The organism is Providencia sp. PROV080, from assembly GCF_033688105.1.
GTDB classification, from domain to species: Bacteria; Pseudomonadota; Gammaproteobacteria; order Enterobacterales; family Enterobacteriaceae; genus Providencia; species Providencia zhejiangensis.
Genome location: NZ_CP096346.1, coordinates 474,403 through 492,761 on the forward strand (window position 1 = coordinate 474,403; position 18,359 = coordinate 492,761).

The 18,359-nt window shown below is 36.3% G+C and carries 16 protein-coding genes; all 16 read left to right on the forward strand.

Annotated elements, in window-relative coordinates:
• Positions 1-835: 835 nt before the first annotated feature.
• The 16 genes from M1F03_RS02040 to M1F03_RS02115 all read left to right on the forward strand — a co-directional run bounded on the left by M1F03_RS02040 (position 836) and on the right by M1F03_RS02115 (position 18,333).
• Positions 836-1,417, forward strand: coding sequence for a fimbrial protein (locus tag M1F03_RS02040; protein WP_154623775.1), 582 nt, complete (start codon positions 836-838; stop codon positions 1,415-1,417).
• A gap of 83 nt (positions 1,418-1,500) precedes the next feature.
• Positions 1,501-3,993, forward strand: coding sequence for a fimbria/pilus outer membrane usher protein (locus M1F03_RS02045; RefSeq protein ID WP_163860578.1), 2,493 nt, complete (start codon positions 1,501-1,503; stop codon positions 3,991-3,993).
• Positions 3,994-4,026: 33 nt separating this feature from the next.
• Positions 4,027-4,764 (forward strand): fimbria/pilus periplasmic chaperone, encoded by a 738-nt coding sequence (locus M1F03_RS02050; RefSeq protein WP_163860579.1) that lies wholly within the window; start codon positions 4,027-4,029, stop codon positions 4,762-4,764.
• Positions 4,765-4,773: 9 nt separating this feature from the next.
• On the forward strand, positions 4,774-5,268 hold the full coding sequence (locus M1F03_RS02055; protein WP_230085856.1) for a fimbrial protein: 495 nt from the start codon (positions 4,774-4,776) through the stop codon (positions 5,266-5,268).
• 11 nt (positions 5,269-5,279) lie between these two features.
• Positions 5,280-5,774, forward strand: a complete 495-nt coding sequence (locus M1F03_RS02060) for a fimbrial protein (RefSeq protein ID WP_154623778.1) — start codon at positions 5,280-5,282, stop codon at positions 5,772-5,774.
• Positions 5,774-6,307 (forward strand): fimbrial protein, encoded by a 534-nt coding sequence (locus M1F03_RS02065; RefSeq protein ID WP_163860580.1) that lies wholly within the window; start codon positions 5,774-5,776, stop codon positions 6,305-6,307. The genes M1F03_RS02060 and M1F03_RS02065 overlap by 1 nt, the downstream gene beginning before the upstream one ends.
• A 71-nt stretch (positions 6,308-6,378) precedes the next feature.
• Positions 6,379-7,239 carry a hypothetical protein gene (locus tag M1F03_RS02070; RefSeq protein ID WP_163860581.1) on the forward strand — a complete coding sequence of 287 codons (861 nt, stop codon included), beginning with the start codon at positions 6,379-6,381 and terminating at the stop codon, positions 7,237-7,239.
• A 1,968-nt stretch (positions 7,240-9,207) separates the two neighbouring features.
• A complete protein-coding gene (locus M1F03_RS02075) occupies positions 9,208-9,759 on the forward strand; it encodes a fimbrial protein (protein WP_318840067.1) in 552 nt (183 codons plus the stop codon).
• A gap of 71 nt (positions 9,760-9,830) precedes the next feature.
• A complete protein-coding gene (locus M1F03_RS02080; RefSeq protein WP_163860583.1) occupies positions 9,831-10,577 on the forward strand; it encodes a molecular chaperone in 747 nt (248 codons plus the stop codon).
• Positions 10,552-11,133 carry a fimbrial protein gene (locus M1F03_RS02085; protein WP_163860584.1) on the forward strand — a complete coding sequence of 194 codons (582 nt, stop codon included), beginning with the start codon at positions 10,552-10,554 and terminating at the stop codon, positions 11,131-11,133. The genes M1F03_RS02080 and M1F03_RS02085 overlap by 26 nt, the downstream gene beginning before the upstream one ends.
• A 16-nt stretch (positions 11,134-11,149) precedes the next feature.
• On the forward strand, positions 11,150-11,713 hold the full coding sequence (locus M1F03_RS02090; protein ID WP_163860585.1) for a fimbrial protein: 564 nt from the start codon (positions 11,150-11,152) through the stop codon (positions 11,711-11,713).
• A 76-nt stretch (positions 11,714-11,789) separates the two neighbouring features.
• A complete protein-coding gene (locus M1F03_RS02095) occupies positions 11,790-12,446 on the forward strand; it encodes a molecular chaperone (protein WP_318840068.1) in 657 nt (218 codons plus the stop codon).
• 93 nt (positions 12,447-12,539) lie between these two features.
• Positions 12,540-15,095, forward strand: a complete 2,556-nt coding sequence (locus tag M1F03_RS02100; RefSeq protein ID WP_163860587.1) for a fimbria/pilus outer membrane usher protein — start codon at positions 12,540-12,542, stop codon at positions 15,093-15,095.
• Positions 15,096-15,153: 58 nt separating this feature from the next.
• Complete coding sequence (locus tag M1F03_RS02105; protein ID WP_163860588.1) at positions 15,154-16,362, forward strand: hypothetical protein; 1,209 nt, start codon at positions 15,154-15,156, stop codon at positions 16,360-16,362.
• 39 nt (positions 16,363-16,401) lie between these two features.
• Positions 16,402-17,178: a molecular chaperone gene (locus M1F03_RS02110; protein ID WP_251464945.1), complete on the forward strand. Its 777-nt coding sequence runs from the start codon at positions 16,402-16,404 to the stop codon at positions 17,176-17,178.
• A 102-nt stretch (positions 17,179-17,280) separates the two neighbouring features.
• The gene (locus M1F03_RS02115; RefSeq protein WP_251464947.1) at positions 17,281-18,333 is read left to right on the forward strand and encodes an isoaspartyl peptidase/L-asparaginase family protein; all 1,053 of its coding nucleotides are present in this window, start codon (positions 17,281-17,283) and stop codon (positions 18,331-18,333) included.
• Positions 18,334-18,359 lie beyond the last annotated feature (26 nt).

The window sequence follows — 18,359 nt, forward strand, 5'->3', positions numbered from 1 at the left end:
AATGGCACTATTATACTCTGATACAATAAGTAATTTATTATCACGATAAAAACAAAACCAATACAAAATAATAACAATTAAAATGTAACTTTAAATTTAAAAAGTAACCTTCAGTAACACATTTCAATTGGGAGTTTTCTTATCTAAATTTTTCTCTATAGATTTTTATTTTGTTTTTATTGTTTTTTTATTTTTTAATTCTTATTTTTTGTTCTTAATCTATTGATGCCATTGTTTTTTTGCTGTTACTGCGTGTCTCCTTATAAAAAAACGACTTTCTTTTTAGAAAAAATTATTAAGTTTTTATAAATACAAACTTACATTTTTATATATATTTTTCTAATTATTACTACTTTTAGGAGTTGGCGCTGCCTTTTTTAAGGGTTGGAAACTGAAAATAAGAAAATAACAACATAATTGACTGCCTGTGTTTCGTATTCCGGTTAATTTTGACAAAAAATATCGTGTGTGTAGGATTGTCTATAGAAAATATGGGTCATCAAAGTATGGGTAATCCAGTTCTGTTTGAGTTTTGTGGAATATATATTGATTATTTACTTCAACGTTGAAAAAGGTTGGAGAAAAAAGGATTTTACCTCATTAAATATTCCATGTTTAAAGTAACAAATTGAATATTTCAATTTTTTCTTTTTATAAAAATAAATTAAATGAATTAATTTATTTATTTTAAAAAAATCTCTTCCTAAAAGGTTCTAGTGGAATAAGGAAATTTTCACTAATGCTAATTCTAATCGAAAATGAGCTTATGGGTTCATTTCTTTAGAGTTTATCGGGATAGAGAATGCTACTTCCTACATATCTAAAGGAAATCTTTATGAAATTTAATAAATTAGCGGTAAGTTTGGCATTAGGTTTAACTATGGGTGTTTCTATGACTGCGATGGCAGATGATCCTGCTCCAGTTGAAAGCTCACAAGGTAAAATTCAATTCACTGGTTTCATCAATGATGTACCTTGTTCAATTGATGATGATAACCTGAATCAAACTGTTCGTTTTGGTGAAATCGCATTGCACGAATTAACATCTGGTAAGTTCCGTTCAGATAGCCGTCCATTTGATATCGTGCTGAAAAATTGCTCAACTGAAACGTACAAAAACGCAAAAATCACCTTTACGGGTGGAACAATTTCTGGTTTCACAGGCTTTACCGGTGAATTACTTGGTTTAGGTAAAGTACAGAACGCGGGTATTGTTATCACTGATGGTGGAAGCAAAATCGTTGAGTTCGGTAAACCATTCCCAGGTACTGGTAATGGCTATGACCTAAATAACGGTGATGGTTCAGAAACAACTCTGCATTTCGAAGCTTATGTGAAAGGTAACGAAGATCCTAATAACAAAGCAACAACAGGTCGTTTCGATACTGTTGCTAACTTCAAAATCATTTATCAATAAGACTTAATGTGTCCAACATATGGCGTATTTGCGCCATATGTTGATGACCTTATTTTATCTATTCTTATTAGTGGGTTAGTTAAATGAAAAGCATGAAATTAAATGTAATAACAAAAATAATGCTTTTGATGCTAATTCCAACGATAGTTTGGTCTGAAGAGGCTATCGACTTTAATACGGATTTTCTAGATGGTGAGGGAACTGAAAATATAGATTTCAGTAAGTTTTCTCATGCCAATTATGTTCCCCCTGGTGATTATTCTTTAGATCTTGAAGTTAATAACACGAAAATAATTGCTGAACAGCCAGTCATTTTTTTTAATCCTAATTACGATAAGAAAGTCTCTTTGGCTTGTATTACGCCAGAAATATATCCACTGCTAGGATTGAAAGAGGAGTGGGAAAATAAAATTCAATGGCTGAAAGATGGGCAATGTTTAGATATTCGTAGCATCCCTGAAATGAGTTTTCAGGGGGATTTAGCTAAAAACACGTTAAAAATTAAAATACCGCAAGCATATATGGAGTACCAAGATGCAAGCTGGGATCCCCCTACACGTTGGGATGATGGTATTTTAGGCGCTTTTCTTGACTATAACGCAACAGGCCGTTTGGTCAAAGAGCAAAAAGGCAATGGGAAGGGAACGCAAACAGGTATCACTGCAACAGGGACTATGGGCGCCAATATCGGCCCATGGCGTTTCAGAGCGGATTGGCAATCACAAAACGGAGAGCTCAATAAACGTAGCCAATCATGGGCTTGGAACCAACTCTATGCTTACCGTGCAATTCGTTCACTCAGTGCTCGTTTAACTCTCGGTGAACAATATCTATCCTCAACCTTGTTTGATAGTTTTCGCTATCTCGGGGTGAGTTTAGAAACGGATGAATCAATGTTCCCGCCTCGCTTACAGGGTTATGCGCCTGAAATAGCAGGGGTAGCAAAAACTAACGCCACCGTTATCGTTAAACAAGATGGCCGTATTATTTATCAAACAGAAGTGAGTCCTGGGCCATTCCGTATCCAAGACGTTAACTCGTTTGGTGGCGGTACCATGGATGTGACTATTCAAGAGCAGGATGGAAGTGTCACGAGCTATAAAGTGGAAACATCAAAACTGGGGACTTTGACTCGCCCAGGACAACTTATTTATCAATTCGTCTTGGGAAAACCGACCAAAGACGAACATAATACGCAAGGCCCTGAGTTTAGTTTAGGTTCGTTATCTTGGGGGGCGACAAATAATACAACAATTTATGGTGGCTTATTAGCTTCTTCAGAATATCAAAACGTAGCGATTGGTTTTGGTCGTGACTTTGCGCCGTTTGGTGTGTTATCGGGTAACATCAATATCTCTCGGGCGCAAATGGGCAATATTGATAATAATCGTACGTTAAGTGGTAACTCTTATAACATTACCTACTCCAAACAGTTCGATGAAATTAATAGCCAAATTACGTTTGCTGGTTACCGCTTTTCTGAAAGAAACTATATGAGCATGCCTCAGTTTATTGATCGTCGTTATAACGGCGATACGATAGATAGCGGTAAAGAGTTGTATACCATTATTTTTGGTACAGCGCTTCCTGACTACAACACGAACCTGTATTTAAACTATTCACACCAAACTTATTGGAACCGTCCTTCATCGAATCAATATAACATGACGGTATCTAATTATTTCGATATTGGTAAGATGAAAAACGTCAGTTTAAGTTTGACTGCTTATCGAACTAAAAGTCGTGAAACGACTGATGATGGTGTGTACGTTAACTTAAATATTCCATTAGAAAATAACGATTCGAGTATCAGTTATTCTGGCTCTTATTCCAGAGGTACGCACAGTAATAATGTTAACTACTTTAGTCGAATTGATAACAGGCAAAGTTATAACATTTCCGCGGGAACATGGGATAAAGATAAGCTCACCACTTCAGGTATGTATACTTACGAAGGGGATGCGACGCAATTAAATGCGAGTGGTACTTATATTCAAGATGAACAAAGTGCACTATCTATGCAAATTAAGGGAGGGATGACAATCACTCCTGAAGGTGGAGCATTGCATAGAAACAACTCAGTAAGTGGTGGTTCACGTATTTTAATTGATACCAATGGGATTGAAGGTGTTCCAATACATAATTCTGTTACGCCGGTAAGAACAAACAAATACGGTAAAGCCGTTATTACCAGTGTGATGGATTATAACCGTAACAACCTAAAAATTGATTTAGATAAATTGCCTGATAATGCGGAAGCGGTACAGTCAACTCAGTATGCAACATTAACGGAAGGCGCAATTGGTTACCGAAAATTTAATGTGATAGAAGGTCAAAAAATATTAGCGACCATTACATTAGCTGATAATAGTTACCCTCCTTTTGGGGCATCGGTAACCAACAAATCCAATAAGGAAGTTGGGATTGTATCTGATAAAGGGTTTGTATACTTAGCGGGTATTAATCCTCTTGAGTCACTTGACGTTCTTTGGGGAGACGATACTCGCTGCCATATTCAATTACCCGAAAAAATAGATGGAACCATGGCAAATGTTATGTTGTTGCCATGTAAATAATGAAAAATAGATTTTACGGTCAATGGTGAAAATATGTATTTATCAAAAATTATACCGATATTAACTGCAATAACTGCGTCATTATTTGTACAATCTGCTTATTCAGCAATTGCATTGGATAGAACTCGTGTTATCTATAATGAGGGAGAAAAATCTGTCAGCATTGTTTTAACAAATGAAAATAAAAATAACCCTTATTTAGCACAAGCATGGATTGAGAATGAAAAAGACGAGAAGGTGAATTCTCCTTTCATTGTGACACCTCCTGTACATCGTATTGAAGCCGATGCGAAAAGTCAGATTAAAGTACAATCGGTACCCGCTATTTCACAGTTGCCCCAAGACCGTGAAAGTGTCTATTACTTGAACGTTAGAGAAATTCCTCCTCGTAGCGATAAACCTAATGTTTTGCAAATTGCCTTACAAACAAAAATTAAACTTTTTTATCGTCCGAAAGACATTGTTAAAAAAGAAAGAATGGAAATTATTCCTCAAGAGAATGAGATAAAAATTGTTAAGCAAGGCCAAAACTATGTAGTGAAAAACCCTTCTCCATTCTTTATGTCTATTACCCGATTGAAAAAAGGGAATAGCGACGTTGATAAATTTGAACCGATTATGGTTCCCCCTAAGGGAGAAATGGCATTAGGCAGTAGCGCTGGCGATATTGGGATGTCCCCGACCCTGGTTTATCTTAATGACTTTGGTGGCACCGTTGATTTGAAATTTACTTGTAATGCTAGTCAATGCTCTGTGGTACCTAGAAAATAAGGTTATAACATGATGATGTCTATTAAATATTTTACACGGTTATTACTGCTAGGGCTTATTTTCCATACGCCTTATACCTTAGGTTTTTCAGGGTATTTATTTGTGGAAGTGAGAGGTGAAGTTTTAGCAAAACCCTGTTCAATTAATAATGGACGCGCCATTGAGGTTGACTTTGGTGATGTTATGACGACACGTATCGAAGGCGACCTCTATAAGCAACCTTTAGAGTATGAAGTGAGTTGTGTTGGTGGTGGAAAGCCGAATTTAACGTTGTTTGTTGATGGTACCCCTTCCACTTTTGACCAACGTTCTTTAAAGACAGATGTTGATGGTTTAGCGGTGCTGTTTAAAGCGGGTACGGAAGACTTACCTATTAAGAAAAAACGCCCTTTTAATTTAGATACTCCGCCTAAATTATTTGCTGTTTTGGTAAAACAAAGTGGTGTTAATTTGCCTGCACGTAAATTTACAGCCAATGCAACGCTTAAAGTTGAATACCAATAAGGGCGAAATATATGCAAAAGGTAAAAGAATTAGTGTATGCCGTGCTCTGCCTATTCATTGTGTCTCACCATGCGACCGCAAAAGATGGCGAAGCAGATATACGCATTAAAGGTAATTTGATCACACCTCCACCCTGCAAGATTGATAACGGTAAAGAAATCGAAGTTGATTTTGGTAATGTACCCGTTAAGTCGATTCAAGGAAAAGAGCAAAAACGACAGGTTAATTACCAAATTGAGTGTGGTGAAAACAAAAATAACTGGGCAATGTACTTAACGCTTAATGGCGTGAAAAGTAAGTTCGATATTAATGGATTAAATACTGGTATTGATAATTTAGCAGTGAAATTTCAATTAGCAGATCAAGAATTGGAACTCGGTAAAAAATATTTAATTAATCCTAGCTCACCAGGAGTATTGTGGGCGGTGTTAATTCGTAATGGAAACAATGAACTTGCTACGGGTAACTTTATTGCTAATGGTTCATTAGTTGTGGAGTATCAGTAATGTTGAAAAAATGGCTAGCTTATACCTGTATTATCTTCATGAGTAGTTGGTCCGCATTTTCTCTGGCGAATGATCTTAAAGTAAAAGGCACTTTAGTGAATGCTCCTTGTACTATCGCCCCTGAAGATAAGAATGTTGAAATTAATTTTGGTGATATCAGGCTATTAGATATCTATGAGCGTGGTTTTGAGTTCTCCAAGAAAGAGTTAATACTGGTTATTTCTGAATGTGATTTAAGTATTGCGCAAAAATTAAAAGTTAAATTTATTGGTACTCCACATCACCAGTTAGCAGGTTTTTTATCACTTGATGGTAGTGATACAAATCCTGGCTTAGGCATTGGCTTTGAGACGGTTGATGGGAAACCTGTATTACTTAATGAAAATACTGATTTAATACTAATTGAGAAAAATGGCCGCAATGAGTTGAAATTCAATACCTTTTTAAAGGCAAGCCAAGACGCCATCAACAATAAATCAATTAAACCTGGTCGTTTTTCGGCCGCTGCAACATTTTTAATACAATACGAATAGGCAGATAAACCATTTTACATCCTAAGTCATGCCTTATTTTTATCACTAACTTGTTTTATGGGAAGAGAGTTATGTTCAAGATAATTGCTAATTTTGGAGTCGGGCTATTACTAGCACTTTCTTCTTCAGCAATGGTTTATGCATCAACTTATTTTTCGTATGTAGAAGAGGTTGAAAGTCATAGTAAAACCGAAAATACCTACCATTATGTGATTGAAAATTGGAAGGTAAGTTCTCCTTATGAGCCTAATCCGTGCAAAACGATATTAGGTAGCAATGCGAGAGGGTGTTATTTCTCGATTAACCACTTACATGCAGCCCCTTCAAAAGGGGGAACGGCGAGTCGTATTGACTGGTCTTGCTCAATAAATTTTATTAACTATACCTCGATGGCCGCAATTATTAGGGATGCCCAATCTCAATGTGGTTTAGCATTTCCAAAAAGTGGTAAAACTCGCCATAGTGGGCCCATAACAACAGAAGAGTGTGTCGGTATATTTGTTGCGACAACAGACAAAAAAGGCGGAGCAACGATGCTACCTGGTGGTGTCTGTGGGATTGTACCGCCACCAGCAGGAAAATGCGCATTTAAATATATCAATAATCAACAGTTAGTCTTAGATCACGGGGCATTAAATCCGGATGAGCTGAATGGTAATCAAAAAAATAGTTGGTTTTCGGTAATGTGCAACAAAGATATGGCGATTAAAATTATGTCTAACATGGACGGCGACTACGTTAATTTACGTCCCGATGGTTCATTAAAATCGCATATTACCTTAAATGGCTCACCAGCATCAGCTGGAGTGGTTTATAACATGCAGGCCAATATGGAAACGCCTGTCTTTACTGAGTCAACATTAATCACTCATGGCGAAGTCAAACCGGGCAAATTCAGCGGGCGCATTACATTAGTTATGGTTGTACCATAATCATTTGTGGCTATTGTCTATTTCCCTATTATTGAAATGCTTCAATTCAGTGTTCTCTAAGCGTTCACGAAACATTCTCTGAGGGAAATGATTGAAATGTTAGCGTGTTTGGTTTTGGTTATCATCTTGTAGCCAAAACCAAGCTGCTTTTCTTATTTAGCTTAATGAGTTTGAACAATCGGTATTTAAAATTGACAGCGAAATATGCGATTAACTCGTTCCATAAAGTTATTTTATGGTGATGTATTGGGTTTGACATCATTCTTTGATTATTTTACAACAACCGAGTAAAGCAATAACGACCCATGCATTACCCTTACTTACATGAGTTTGTTTCAGTCATCTTTAGCTTATTTTTATGATTGCGCATACGATTTTTTCTCATCTTGCTATTTTCCTCTGAGACTCTTCTCATCTTTTACATCATTTATTTCTGTACCACCACCATACATTCTTCTTCAATCCCCTCCACTGTTGTCATCCTTTTAACAATCTATATCTTCGAGTGCGTGCCTGAATCCGTTAGTTTTAAAATAGTAACGGGTATGAGCTTCCGTAAAACCACATTTTTATCACCCACTCTGTCATTTGAGAGGGTGAAAATCTCATTATCGCTGTTTCATTTTAGCTCGTGATCTAATACGAGAAAAAACACTTGTATTAGCTTAAATGCAAAGTATTCATTGGGTATTAGGCTTTATACATGGCCATTTATATCGTGATAATAAGCTAATGAAATGGAATATAATAAAATATGAATATTGGGTGATTGAGCGTTATTCCTTACCACGTGTTGTTTTTCTGACGCGTATATTGAGAATTTGAAAATCGAAAGAGTGTGAATAAAGTAAGTTTTGTGGTGTGAATGTTAATTAACCTATTGATTTATTAATGATAAAGTTAAGCCTCTATATTATATGTAATCTGATATACATCAACTTATGCTATAAAAAATAAATAAATGTTATGTTTTAGGTTAAATGTTAATTAAGAGTTTTCTGACCTAAGTTTTTTCTTATAGTTTTATATTCTAAAATTTAAGTGTTTTTATCGCCTCAAATTCTTTTTGTGGCCTACATTTTGGTTTTTTTTAATGAGAATGTCGTTGTATATAGTTTTATTTATAATGAAATAACTTTAAATAAATTGACATAGATCAAAACATTTATAAATTTTTTTATTCTATAAAGATAAATTGCTCTAATTATTTTTGCATAAAAAAAATATCTTTAGCTTTGGTTGGATGAAAATTTTGTTTGTTGTCTTGTTTTTGTTTTTAAATTCTAATTGTAATTCTTTATTTGTGTTTTTTTGACAAGGAATATTGATTGAGTAATATTGAAATCAGTCGGGGAGATATTTGAAGGTTTCCTCATATTTAAAATGGTTATTATATTACGACGCTGGGCTATAAAACTAGGAAAGAAGATTCTAGGAAGATTTAATACTTATAGATTCTAGTGCATTGACATATAAAAGGTATTCCTAACATGAGCTGTCTTTCCGTTATTGGGATTTATCTTTGCCAGAAAAGTAGTTAATGAGTTAACTAATTATGTTAGCTAGAAAGTCGATATACTATTCATAGAATAGTTATGCTATTCATGTATAGAAATAGTGAACTTAGTTATCTCATTAGATAAGTCTTATCGGTTTATTGATATATCCCTTAAAAGATAGATGCATATATAAGATGTCATGATTGCTTACAGCATACTTATCAATGCATAAAGGGAAATGTTAGTGTCTTTTTTTATAATCAGATTCTCTTAGTAATTTGATTTTCAAAAAAGGGATTAAAAGGATTTTTTACCCCAAAACGTTAGCTTTTAGGCTAACGAACGTTTATTCAAATTTATATTCAACATTATTAGGAAAGGATCTACAAGGATGTAATGAATTTAAATTTGAACATTGACAACAATGTGTCTTTCACTACTACATGATATAAATACAGAGGTATTTAAAATGTTATTCAACAAAAAATTAGCAGTTCTAGCAGTATTAGCAAGTTCAATGGTAGCTGGTTCTGCACTCGCAGATGATGGTAAAAAAGGAACTGAAGTAACGTTTAAAGCACAACTACGTGCGGCTTCTTGTGACGTAATTTCTACAACTAAAGGCTCAGTAATTGACTGGGGTGTTTTTACAGTTGATCAAGCTGCTGGTAAAGGCGTTAAAGATACTTTAGGTGATGTTAAAGAGTTTAACTTAGTTCTGACTAACTGTTCAAAAGATGGTTCTGACACCACTATGAGCGTTTATGCTCAAGGTCAAGAAGCAACAGGTTTCCCTGAGCTATTTGCTAACAAAGATGCTAAATCTTTAGCCGTTAAATTAGAATCAGGCGCTACTCCAATTCTGCCAAATACGGATTCAGCGGTAACTTTAGCTGAAGGCGTAAAAGCTAACGACGGTGCAACTATTCCAATGAAAGCTTCTCTGCTGTTAACTAAAGCAGATGGCGTTGCTCCAGACGTTTTACAAGTTCCAGTTACTTTCACTGTATCTTATAACTAATAAATTTAGTTAATTGTTAAAGAGGCTTATTTTAAGCCTCTTATTAAGATTTTTATATATGAGATAAGATAATGCAAACAATAGAAACTAAAAAAAATAGACTAAGTAAAGTAGGTGGTTTTAAGCAAAATCTTTTAATTCTACTGTTTTCATTAACTTCTATTTCAGCTTATTCCGCAGGTGGTGGTGTTGGATTAAACTCGACACGCATTATTTATAATCAAGGTGAGAAGAGTGCTTCTATTGGTGCTAGAAATAATACTGACATTAATTACTTAGCAAAATTTATGGTGAATAAATCACCTGATGGTTTAAAGGGAGATGCACCATTTACGGTGACTCCTCCATTGGTTAAGGTTGATAGCGGTAAAACTCAAGAAGTTAAAATTTATGGGCAAACACATAATTTGCCAACGGATAGAGAATCAATTTTTTATTTTAGCGCAACGATGATCCCAGCGACTAATGGGCCAGTGAATGGTGCAGCGCTCAATATTGGCTATAACAATGTCATTAAATTGTTTTATCGTCCTGGAAAATTACCGGTTTCTCCGAAAGAAGCACATGAACAATTAAAGATAGAGTCTAGCGCTACAGGAATAACAGTAGTGAATAACTCCCCTTATTACATCTCATTGAGTAATTTAAGCGTGAACGGTGTTAAGGTTGATATGAGTATGAAAAAACGTAATACCATGATTTCACCTTATGATTCATTTAGTTATATCACTCCTGCGAATGGTCGTAAAGGCGTTGCAAAATGGACTGTTATTAATGATTTGGGAGGTGAAGATGTTTATCACGGACAAGTTCACTAAATCATTAATAAGTGTAGGGAGTACGCTGTTATTTGCCATGCTGACCTTTGGTTATACGATTCAGAGTGTTCAAGCCGTTGAAATGAAGGTTATTGGTAAGGTGATTAAAGGTACTTGCGTTGTTGATGTCGATAGTATGGAAGTTAAATTTAATCAACCTATTTTTATTCCTGAAGTAAAAGAAGATATTAACGATAAAACTTTTTTAAAGCCATTTTCGTTAAAATATAACTGTTCTGGGTTTGATTTATCAACAGGAACAGCTCCATATTTAATGAAAATTACAGCGAGTACGGGAACTTCAATAGATACAAGTAACAAAATTTACCCAACAACAAACAATACAAAAGCCGCTTTTGTATTGAAAAAATGTGATGATAGCAAGGCGAATTGTAATATTGTCGATATTAATGGTGGTGGGGTTGTTCCTTTTCAAGTTACGGAAAATGCAAGTTTAGAAAGTCATTTTGAAGTTAGTGTTGTTCAACTCGGAGCCAGTAAGCCAACGCCTGGAGAATTAGTTGCTGCGGTTGATATTACATTGCTTCAACCATAATAAAAAGGAATAAATAATGAAAGCTTTAAGTTTTTTAATCGGTGGAAGCTTATTTTTATTTAGCAGTATTCTTAATAATTCTCAGGCTAGAAATGATGGCTTACATGATTTTACCTTTAATCTTACTATTCCTAAGAATACCTGTGATATTAACATTGAAGGAACATCTGCGAATGAAGTGGATTTTGGTAATATCCCGATGAATAAATTTAAAGATGATGTTCCTAAAGGTAATTTAAAGCTGCCATTTAAAGTTACGGTTCTAAACTGTAAAACTAAAAATTATGATGGAGCTTATATTACGTTAACTGGTAATTATAAAGAGGAGCAAAATGGCTTCTTGGATGATGTAGGAAAAACATTTGCGATTAGAATATCGAGTAAAGATAATGCAACACAAGATGATCCTGATTTTATTACCGATAAAAATAACAAGTTATTCCCTAAGATAGAGAGTACAACTTTATCAAGAACTTTTTATGCCTATGTTATGTGTCAAACGGGTGCAACAGAGTGCGCGGATGATGTTAACACGGGTAATTTTAAAGCGACACTGACCTTGACCTATATTTCTGATTAAGAGAAATAATATGTTATTTCGATTTCTAATAGTAATCTTTACTTCTTTTGTAACATGTGTTGTCAATGCGGATGGCGTGTCATTAAATCAAAGTCGTATTGTCTTTTCACAGAAAGATAAAAGTCAAGTATTACAAATACATAATGGTACCTCATCGCCAGTTTTAGCGCAGCTTACTGTTTTAGAAGAGGTTGATGGTAAGGCGGTTGATAATTTTATTTTGACTCCACCTCTATTTAGAGTTGATGCAAAGAGTGAATTTGCATCAAGAGTTTTACCCAATAATATTGCATCTTTACCTGAAGATAGGGAATCCATATTTTATTTAAAAGCAAGGGTGATTCCTGCCATAAATAAAACAGAAGAAAAAGATAAACCTAGTTTGGTTTTTGTAACGGCATTTGTTATTAAATTAATTTACCGACCAGACGTAATTAGTGCTCCAGGATTGATGGATTATAAAAAAGTTAATTTAGTCAGGAAAAATGGTAAGTGGGAGTTCCAAAACGTAACACCATATTACATGACTGTGGTTGGTTTAAGTATAGATGGGAGTGTAGAGCAAAACTCATTGCTATTAAAACCATTTAGCAGCTATGAGATAAATAAGAATATTAAAGATCCATCAAGTGTCAGTTGGTATTTTTTAAATGATTTTGGTTCAACAACAGAAAAACAACTAATTAAAAAAGAAACTGAAATAGCGAAAGACTCAATAGTTAAGGATAAATAGGGTCATAGCTAATACTAGGTACATATATAACACTTTAATATCCAATTAAATGTTGATGTGAAACTAATATAAAGATGAATAAAGGCTATAGAAATGGACAACAAATTATTTAAAACAAGCTTATTATCTTCATTGATATGTCTATCTCTATATTCTTATGGTGATGACTATTTTGACCCTAGTATGTTAGAAAGCCAATTGGGGGTTGATCCTAGCCAATTAGATCTTTCTCAGTTTAGTCGTTCTAATAGCATTCCTGCCGGTGATTATCATGCCGATCTTGAAGTTAATAGAAATAGCTTGGGGGATAAACTATTAACATTTTCGCCAAATAAGCAAGGAGATGTTGTCCTTGTTGTCACCCCTGCTTTATTAGAAGAATGGGGTGTCAATGTTAAAGCTATTCCAAGTTTAAAGGCTCTTGAGCCGAATACTAAAATTTTAAATATTGGCGAATATATTAAAGACGCTTCTGTTATTACGGATATGTCTAAATTAACAGTACGTGTTGAAATTCCTCAAATTGCTATGTTGGAAAAATCACGGGGCTATATTGATCCTAAATTATTAGATGATGGTGTATCAGCACTATTCCTTAACTACTTTATTAGTGGTAATAAAAGCCGTAATGATTCTGGCTATTCTGGCGTCAATAACTCAGACAATATTTTTGCGACTATCGCTAGTGGTTTAAATATAGGTGCATGGCGGCTACGCTCAAATATGTCTTATTCCCGTAGTAGTGGTGATTATGGCTCCCAATCTTCAACGAATTTTAATAATACCTATATGATGCGAGCAATACACTCTATTCGCTCTACATTTATGGTAGGGGAGATTACTACTGGGAGTGATGTTTTTGACAGTATCCCTTTCAAAGGGATAAAGCTGACATCTAATGAAGATATGCTACCAAGTAGCCAGCGTGGTTTTGCCCCTGAAATTAATGGAATAGCGTCATCGAATGCACGCGTCACTATTCGGCAGAATGGTTATATTGTTTATCAAACCTATGTGTCCCCTGGTGCATTTAAATTAAAAGATGTGTATGCGACAGGAAATGCGGGTGACCTCGATGTTACTGTAACGGAAGAAAACGGAACTGAAAAAACATTTACCGTGGCTTACTCATCCCTACCTGTCATGTTGCGTCCAGGAAGCTATAAATATGAAACAAGTGTAGGTCGTTTTAATGGCGGTTATACAAAAACATCCAGAGAATCAGATTTTTTCTTAGGCTCTTATATTTATGGTTTACCCACCAATGCCACGCTATATGGCGGTTTATTGATGGCGAAAAACTATTTCTCTGTTGCTGGAGGGGTGGGAATATCATTAGGTTCGTTTGGTGCATTATCTGCGGATGTAACGCATGCAACGGCAAATATGGATGGTGCATTAGGTGATAAATCCGGCCAATCTTATCGTATTCGTTATTCTAAAAGTATGACGACAACAGGGACCTCAATAGATTTAACGGCGTTACGTTATTCGACGCGTTCGTATTTTAGTTTCTCTGACTTTAATACTTATGACCATCGGTTAAAAGATGATGTCGCACCATGGTTAAATCAACGTCAACGTGCGAGCTTCACTACATCTATCTCTCAATCATTAGGTAAATACGGCAGTATTTTCTTATCTGGAAGTATTTCTGATTATTGGGATATTAACCGTGAAGTACGCCAAGTTGCATTTGGTTATAATGGGAGTTTCAGAGAAATTAACTACTCGATTCGTTATAGCATTGACCGAGTGAAAGGTGAATCTGCTTGGCCGGAAAACCGTCAAATTTCCATTAATGTCAATGTCCCATTTAGTCTCTTTTCGAACCATGAAATGGCAAGAAATATGAGTAGCAGCTATATGTTTACTCAAGATAATAACCATAGAATGACGAATCAACTCGCGGTCAATGGTAGCGTTTTAGACAATAAATTGTCATATGGCATTTCCCAAGGATATGAAAATAAAGGGGGGGGTAACACAGGCTCAGTGAATGCTAGTTACTCTGGTTCTAAAGGAAGTGTTTCCGCAGGTTATAGTTACAGTAAAGATAATCGAAGCATGAATGCAAGCGTGAGTGGCGGTGCATTGATTCACTCTGGTGGGGTATTACTTGGAAGGCCAGTGAGTAGCAGTATGGCAATTATTGAAGCTGATGGAGCCGCGGGAGCTGAAGTTGGAAGTAAGGATACGGTGATTAATAGCTCTGGTTATGCGTTATATCCTTATACCTCACCATACAATGCCAATATTATTAATATGGATGTAAACACGTTGCCTAACGATGTCATGCTCAAAGAAACAAGTAAAACGATTTATCCGACCGAGGGTTCAATTGTTAAGGTGAAGTTTGATACCAAACTCGGTTTGCAAGCCATTATTAATTTAAAAACGCCATCAGGTACACCGATTCCATTTGGAGCGGTGGCGGTTTTAGAAGAGCTTAATGTAACAGATGTAAATACGGGAATTGTTGGTGATAACAATCAAGTGTTTATGAGCGGGTTGCCGGCAAATGGTAAGCTAAATGTTAGCTGGGGTAGTAATAATAGCCAACGCTGTACTGCCACTTTCTCAGGATTAGATACATTAAAAGTTAGTCAATCGCAACCCGTGCGTACAATCTCGGCCGTTTGCCAATAAACATATCATCGCAGAACTTGTATGTCATGCTGTATAAAAAATTATGGAAGGATGCAATATGGTCAGTGCTAAGTCTAAAATTTATCGAAAGCTCAGTGTGATGACGCTACTGATGGGCTTGTCCTCTGGTCAAGTGCATGCGGAGATGAATATCATTTTAGATGGATTGCTGGATTTAGATATACCGAAAGCCCCGAGTGATCCCTATCTTGTTGAAGCCCGTTTAACCGGTAGAACCTACCTAAGTACTCAAGGAACCTATGGTAATCATGGTTTCTGGGATCAGGAATGGGCTCTTGTTGGTTTAACGAGCAGTGGTACTTATTGCCAAAAAGAAAACTCAGGATTTGTTGTCTCAATACCCGGTACCAATAAAAAAGGATTTGCATTAGATTTCTACCTTCCTGATGGAACAAAACCTTCAGGCGCAGAAGCTTGGATTATTCCAACAATTAACTACAATGTGAGTATTCTCGGGAGTGATGAAGAGTTTAATAGTCAATGGCGTAATTTAGAGCGTAATTATACAGGCACCTTTTTTAGGCCCACTCCTGGATTAGTCGATACTTATACCAGAGCAAATATCTGTATGTATCCATCAAGGGCCTATCAGCAAGCTTATGATACGACGCGAAAATATATCACATTTAATATCAGTGAGAAATTTGAGTTATATACCAACTTCCCAATGCGGCCCGGACGTTTTCAATTACAAAAAGTGGTATATGTACGCACTGATGGCCCTAGACTTACTCCGCATGGAGCCAAGGATTCCGAGCGTCTTCAATTTGAGACCAACATACGTGTGGTACGTATCTGTAAAATTAAAAATGTGACACAGTCAACTTTTGATATCGTGATGGGGCGTAATAACCAAGAAACACGAGAATCACGCTTCCAATATACTTGTACGGCTGATAATAAGCCTATTTATATTACAGCAATCCCTCGTGAAGGACGTGTGGATTCGAATAACCCAAGAAAACTGTGGTTCAATAAGGTTGATGGAACGGAACTTGATAACAGTAAGTCGCCTTGGTTACTCGCTCTCCCTTACAAAGATGGCGATGATTCTACGCTTTTATGCAGCAATGAAACCAATACTAAATTAATGAAATTTAATAATAGTGACCAAGCGGTTGGTCAGAATTCGGTATCAAATAAGGATGAAAGTCTCAACATTAAATGGGCGATTTGTGCAAATGATAATGTTGATCCAGGTAAATACCGTGCTCGTGTTGAAGTCGCTGTTTATACAAAAATTTAGCTTATACTAATAATTCAATAAATTAATGAAGGTTTACTGATGAAAAACTGGGCAAGTCTTTTGATAACGGGTTTCATGCTATCATTACTCTTCGGTGTCATGCCATCGTCTGCATCTGATTTCGAAAGTGCAAGTTCAGATACCCTTGTTTTTCCTTATGAGCGAAAAACCTTTATTGAAGGGGATAAAAGTGTCTCATTCCGTTTACGGAATGCAACAACTACAACACCCTATTTGGTGCAAGCGAGTATTGAAAAGTTAGATGAAGTGACAGGGGTAAACACCTTGGGTAAAGCGGATGATTTTCCGTTTATGATTACCCCTCCTTTACATAAACTAGAACCTGGCCAGCGTTATGATTGGCGAGTTATGTTTGTTGGTGATACAGCGAAAATGCCCAGTGACCGAGAAACGGTTTATATTGCAAAATTTAGAGCGATACCGCCATCAACACCAAACACAGAAGGTAGTCAAGACACGACCGAATTTGATGCCATTCAAGCATTGCATTTTAAAGTGTATTACCGCCCTAAAAGCATAAAGAATCTGACACTTGAAGATGCACAAAAAAAATTAAGCTTTAGAAAAGAGGGCAATGAATTGGTTGTTATGAATAACTCTCCAATATATCTGGCATTTGATAGCGTCAGTGTAGGGGGAAATAATATCGATAGCAATGAGTTATTCAAACCACTTAAACCTCTGAGTGAGCAACGCTTTAAATTACCAAAAACGATGAATGGCAACCAATTAAAATGGACTGTTTTAGATGAATTAGTGTTGCCAATGAAAGAACAAACAGGCACGCTGCAATAGCTTGCGATGAAAAATAAATGAGATATTCGTTTAGGGTAATGATGACTTACCCTAAATTGATAGGAATTTATTGCATCAAATAAGGTTAATAATAAATAACCTATGAAAAAATTAAATTTATTTAAATATATTTCAGGCTCTATTTTATTATCTGCCATTCTTCTGGCATTTCCATCAAGCGCTCAAAAAAATAACTTTCGTCTAGTGATCCACGGTGGGGCTGGTGATATTACAGAGCAACATATTACTATTGAGCAGAAAAAAGCGCACGAAGAAAAACTGACAGAAGCTTTGCAAGCGGGATACGGTATCCTTGCTCAAGGCGGCGACAGTGTTGATGCCGTACAGGCAGCGGTGATCGTCATGGAAGACTCACCACTTTATAATGCAGGTAAAGGAGCCTCTTTAACTACAGATAATAAAGTGGAATTAGATGCTTCCATTATGGATGGGCGAACTCGGAAAGCAGGTGCTGTCGCGGGGGTGTCGAATGTTAAAAACCCCATCATGGCAGCTTACAAGGTCATGACTAAAACGCCTTATGTGATGATGGGCGGGGTTGGCGCTGAACAATTTGCTAAGTCTGAAGGGCTTGATATCGTAGATCCCACTTATTTTATGACTGAACAACGCGTTGAACAGTTAAATAAAGTCAAAGAAATTAGCCGTAAAATCGACCATGAGAAAGGCGCGAATGCCGCTTTATTTGTTGATCCGCTGATGTATGATTACAAATATGGAACGGTAGGCGCTGTGGCTATTGATACTCGAGGGAACTTAGCTTCCGCCACATCGACTGGCGGTAGTACCAATAAACATTATGGCCGTATTGGCGATTCACCCATTATTGGTGCAGGCACGTATGCGGATAATAAGACAATAGCGATCTCTACAACGGGGCTAGGTGAAGTTTTTATGCGTTCTGTGGCTGCTTATGATGTTGCCGCACAAATTCAATACCAAGGCCTCCCATTATCTGAAGCGGGTATGAATACCTTAAATACGGTGCGCAACCTAGGTGGAACGGGGGGCCTTATCGCAATAGATAAAAATGGCAACTTTATTATGCAATTTAATACCAAAGGCATGTTTAGAGGAACAATTGCAGAAGATGGAATTCCTCAAGTGGCTATTTTTAATTCTAATAGCCATTGATTAGCCACCGCACAACCAGTTTTGAA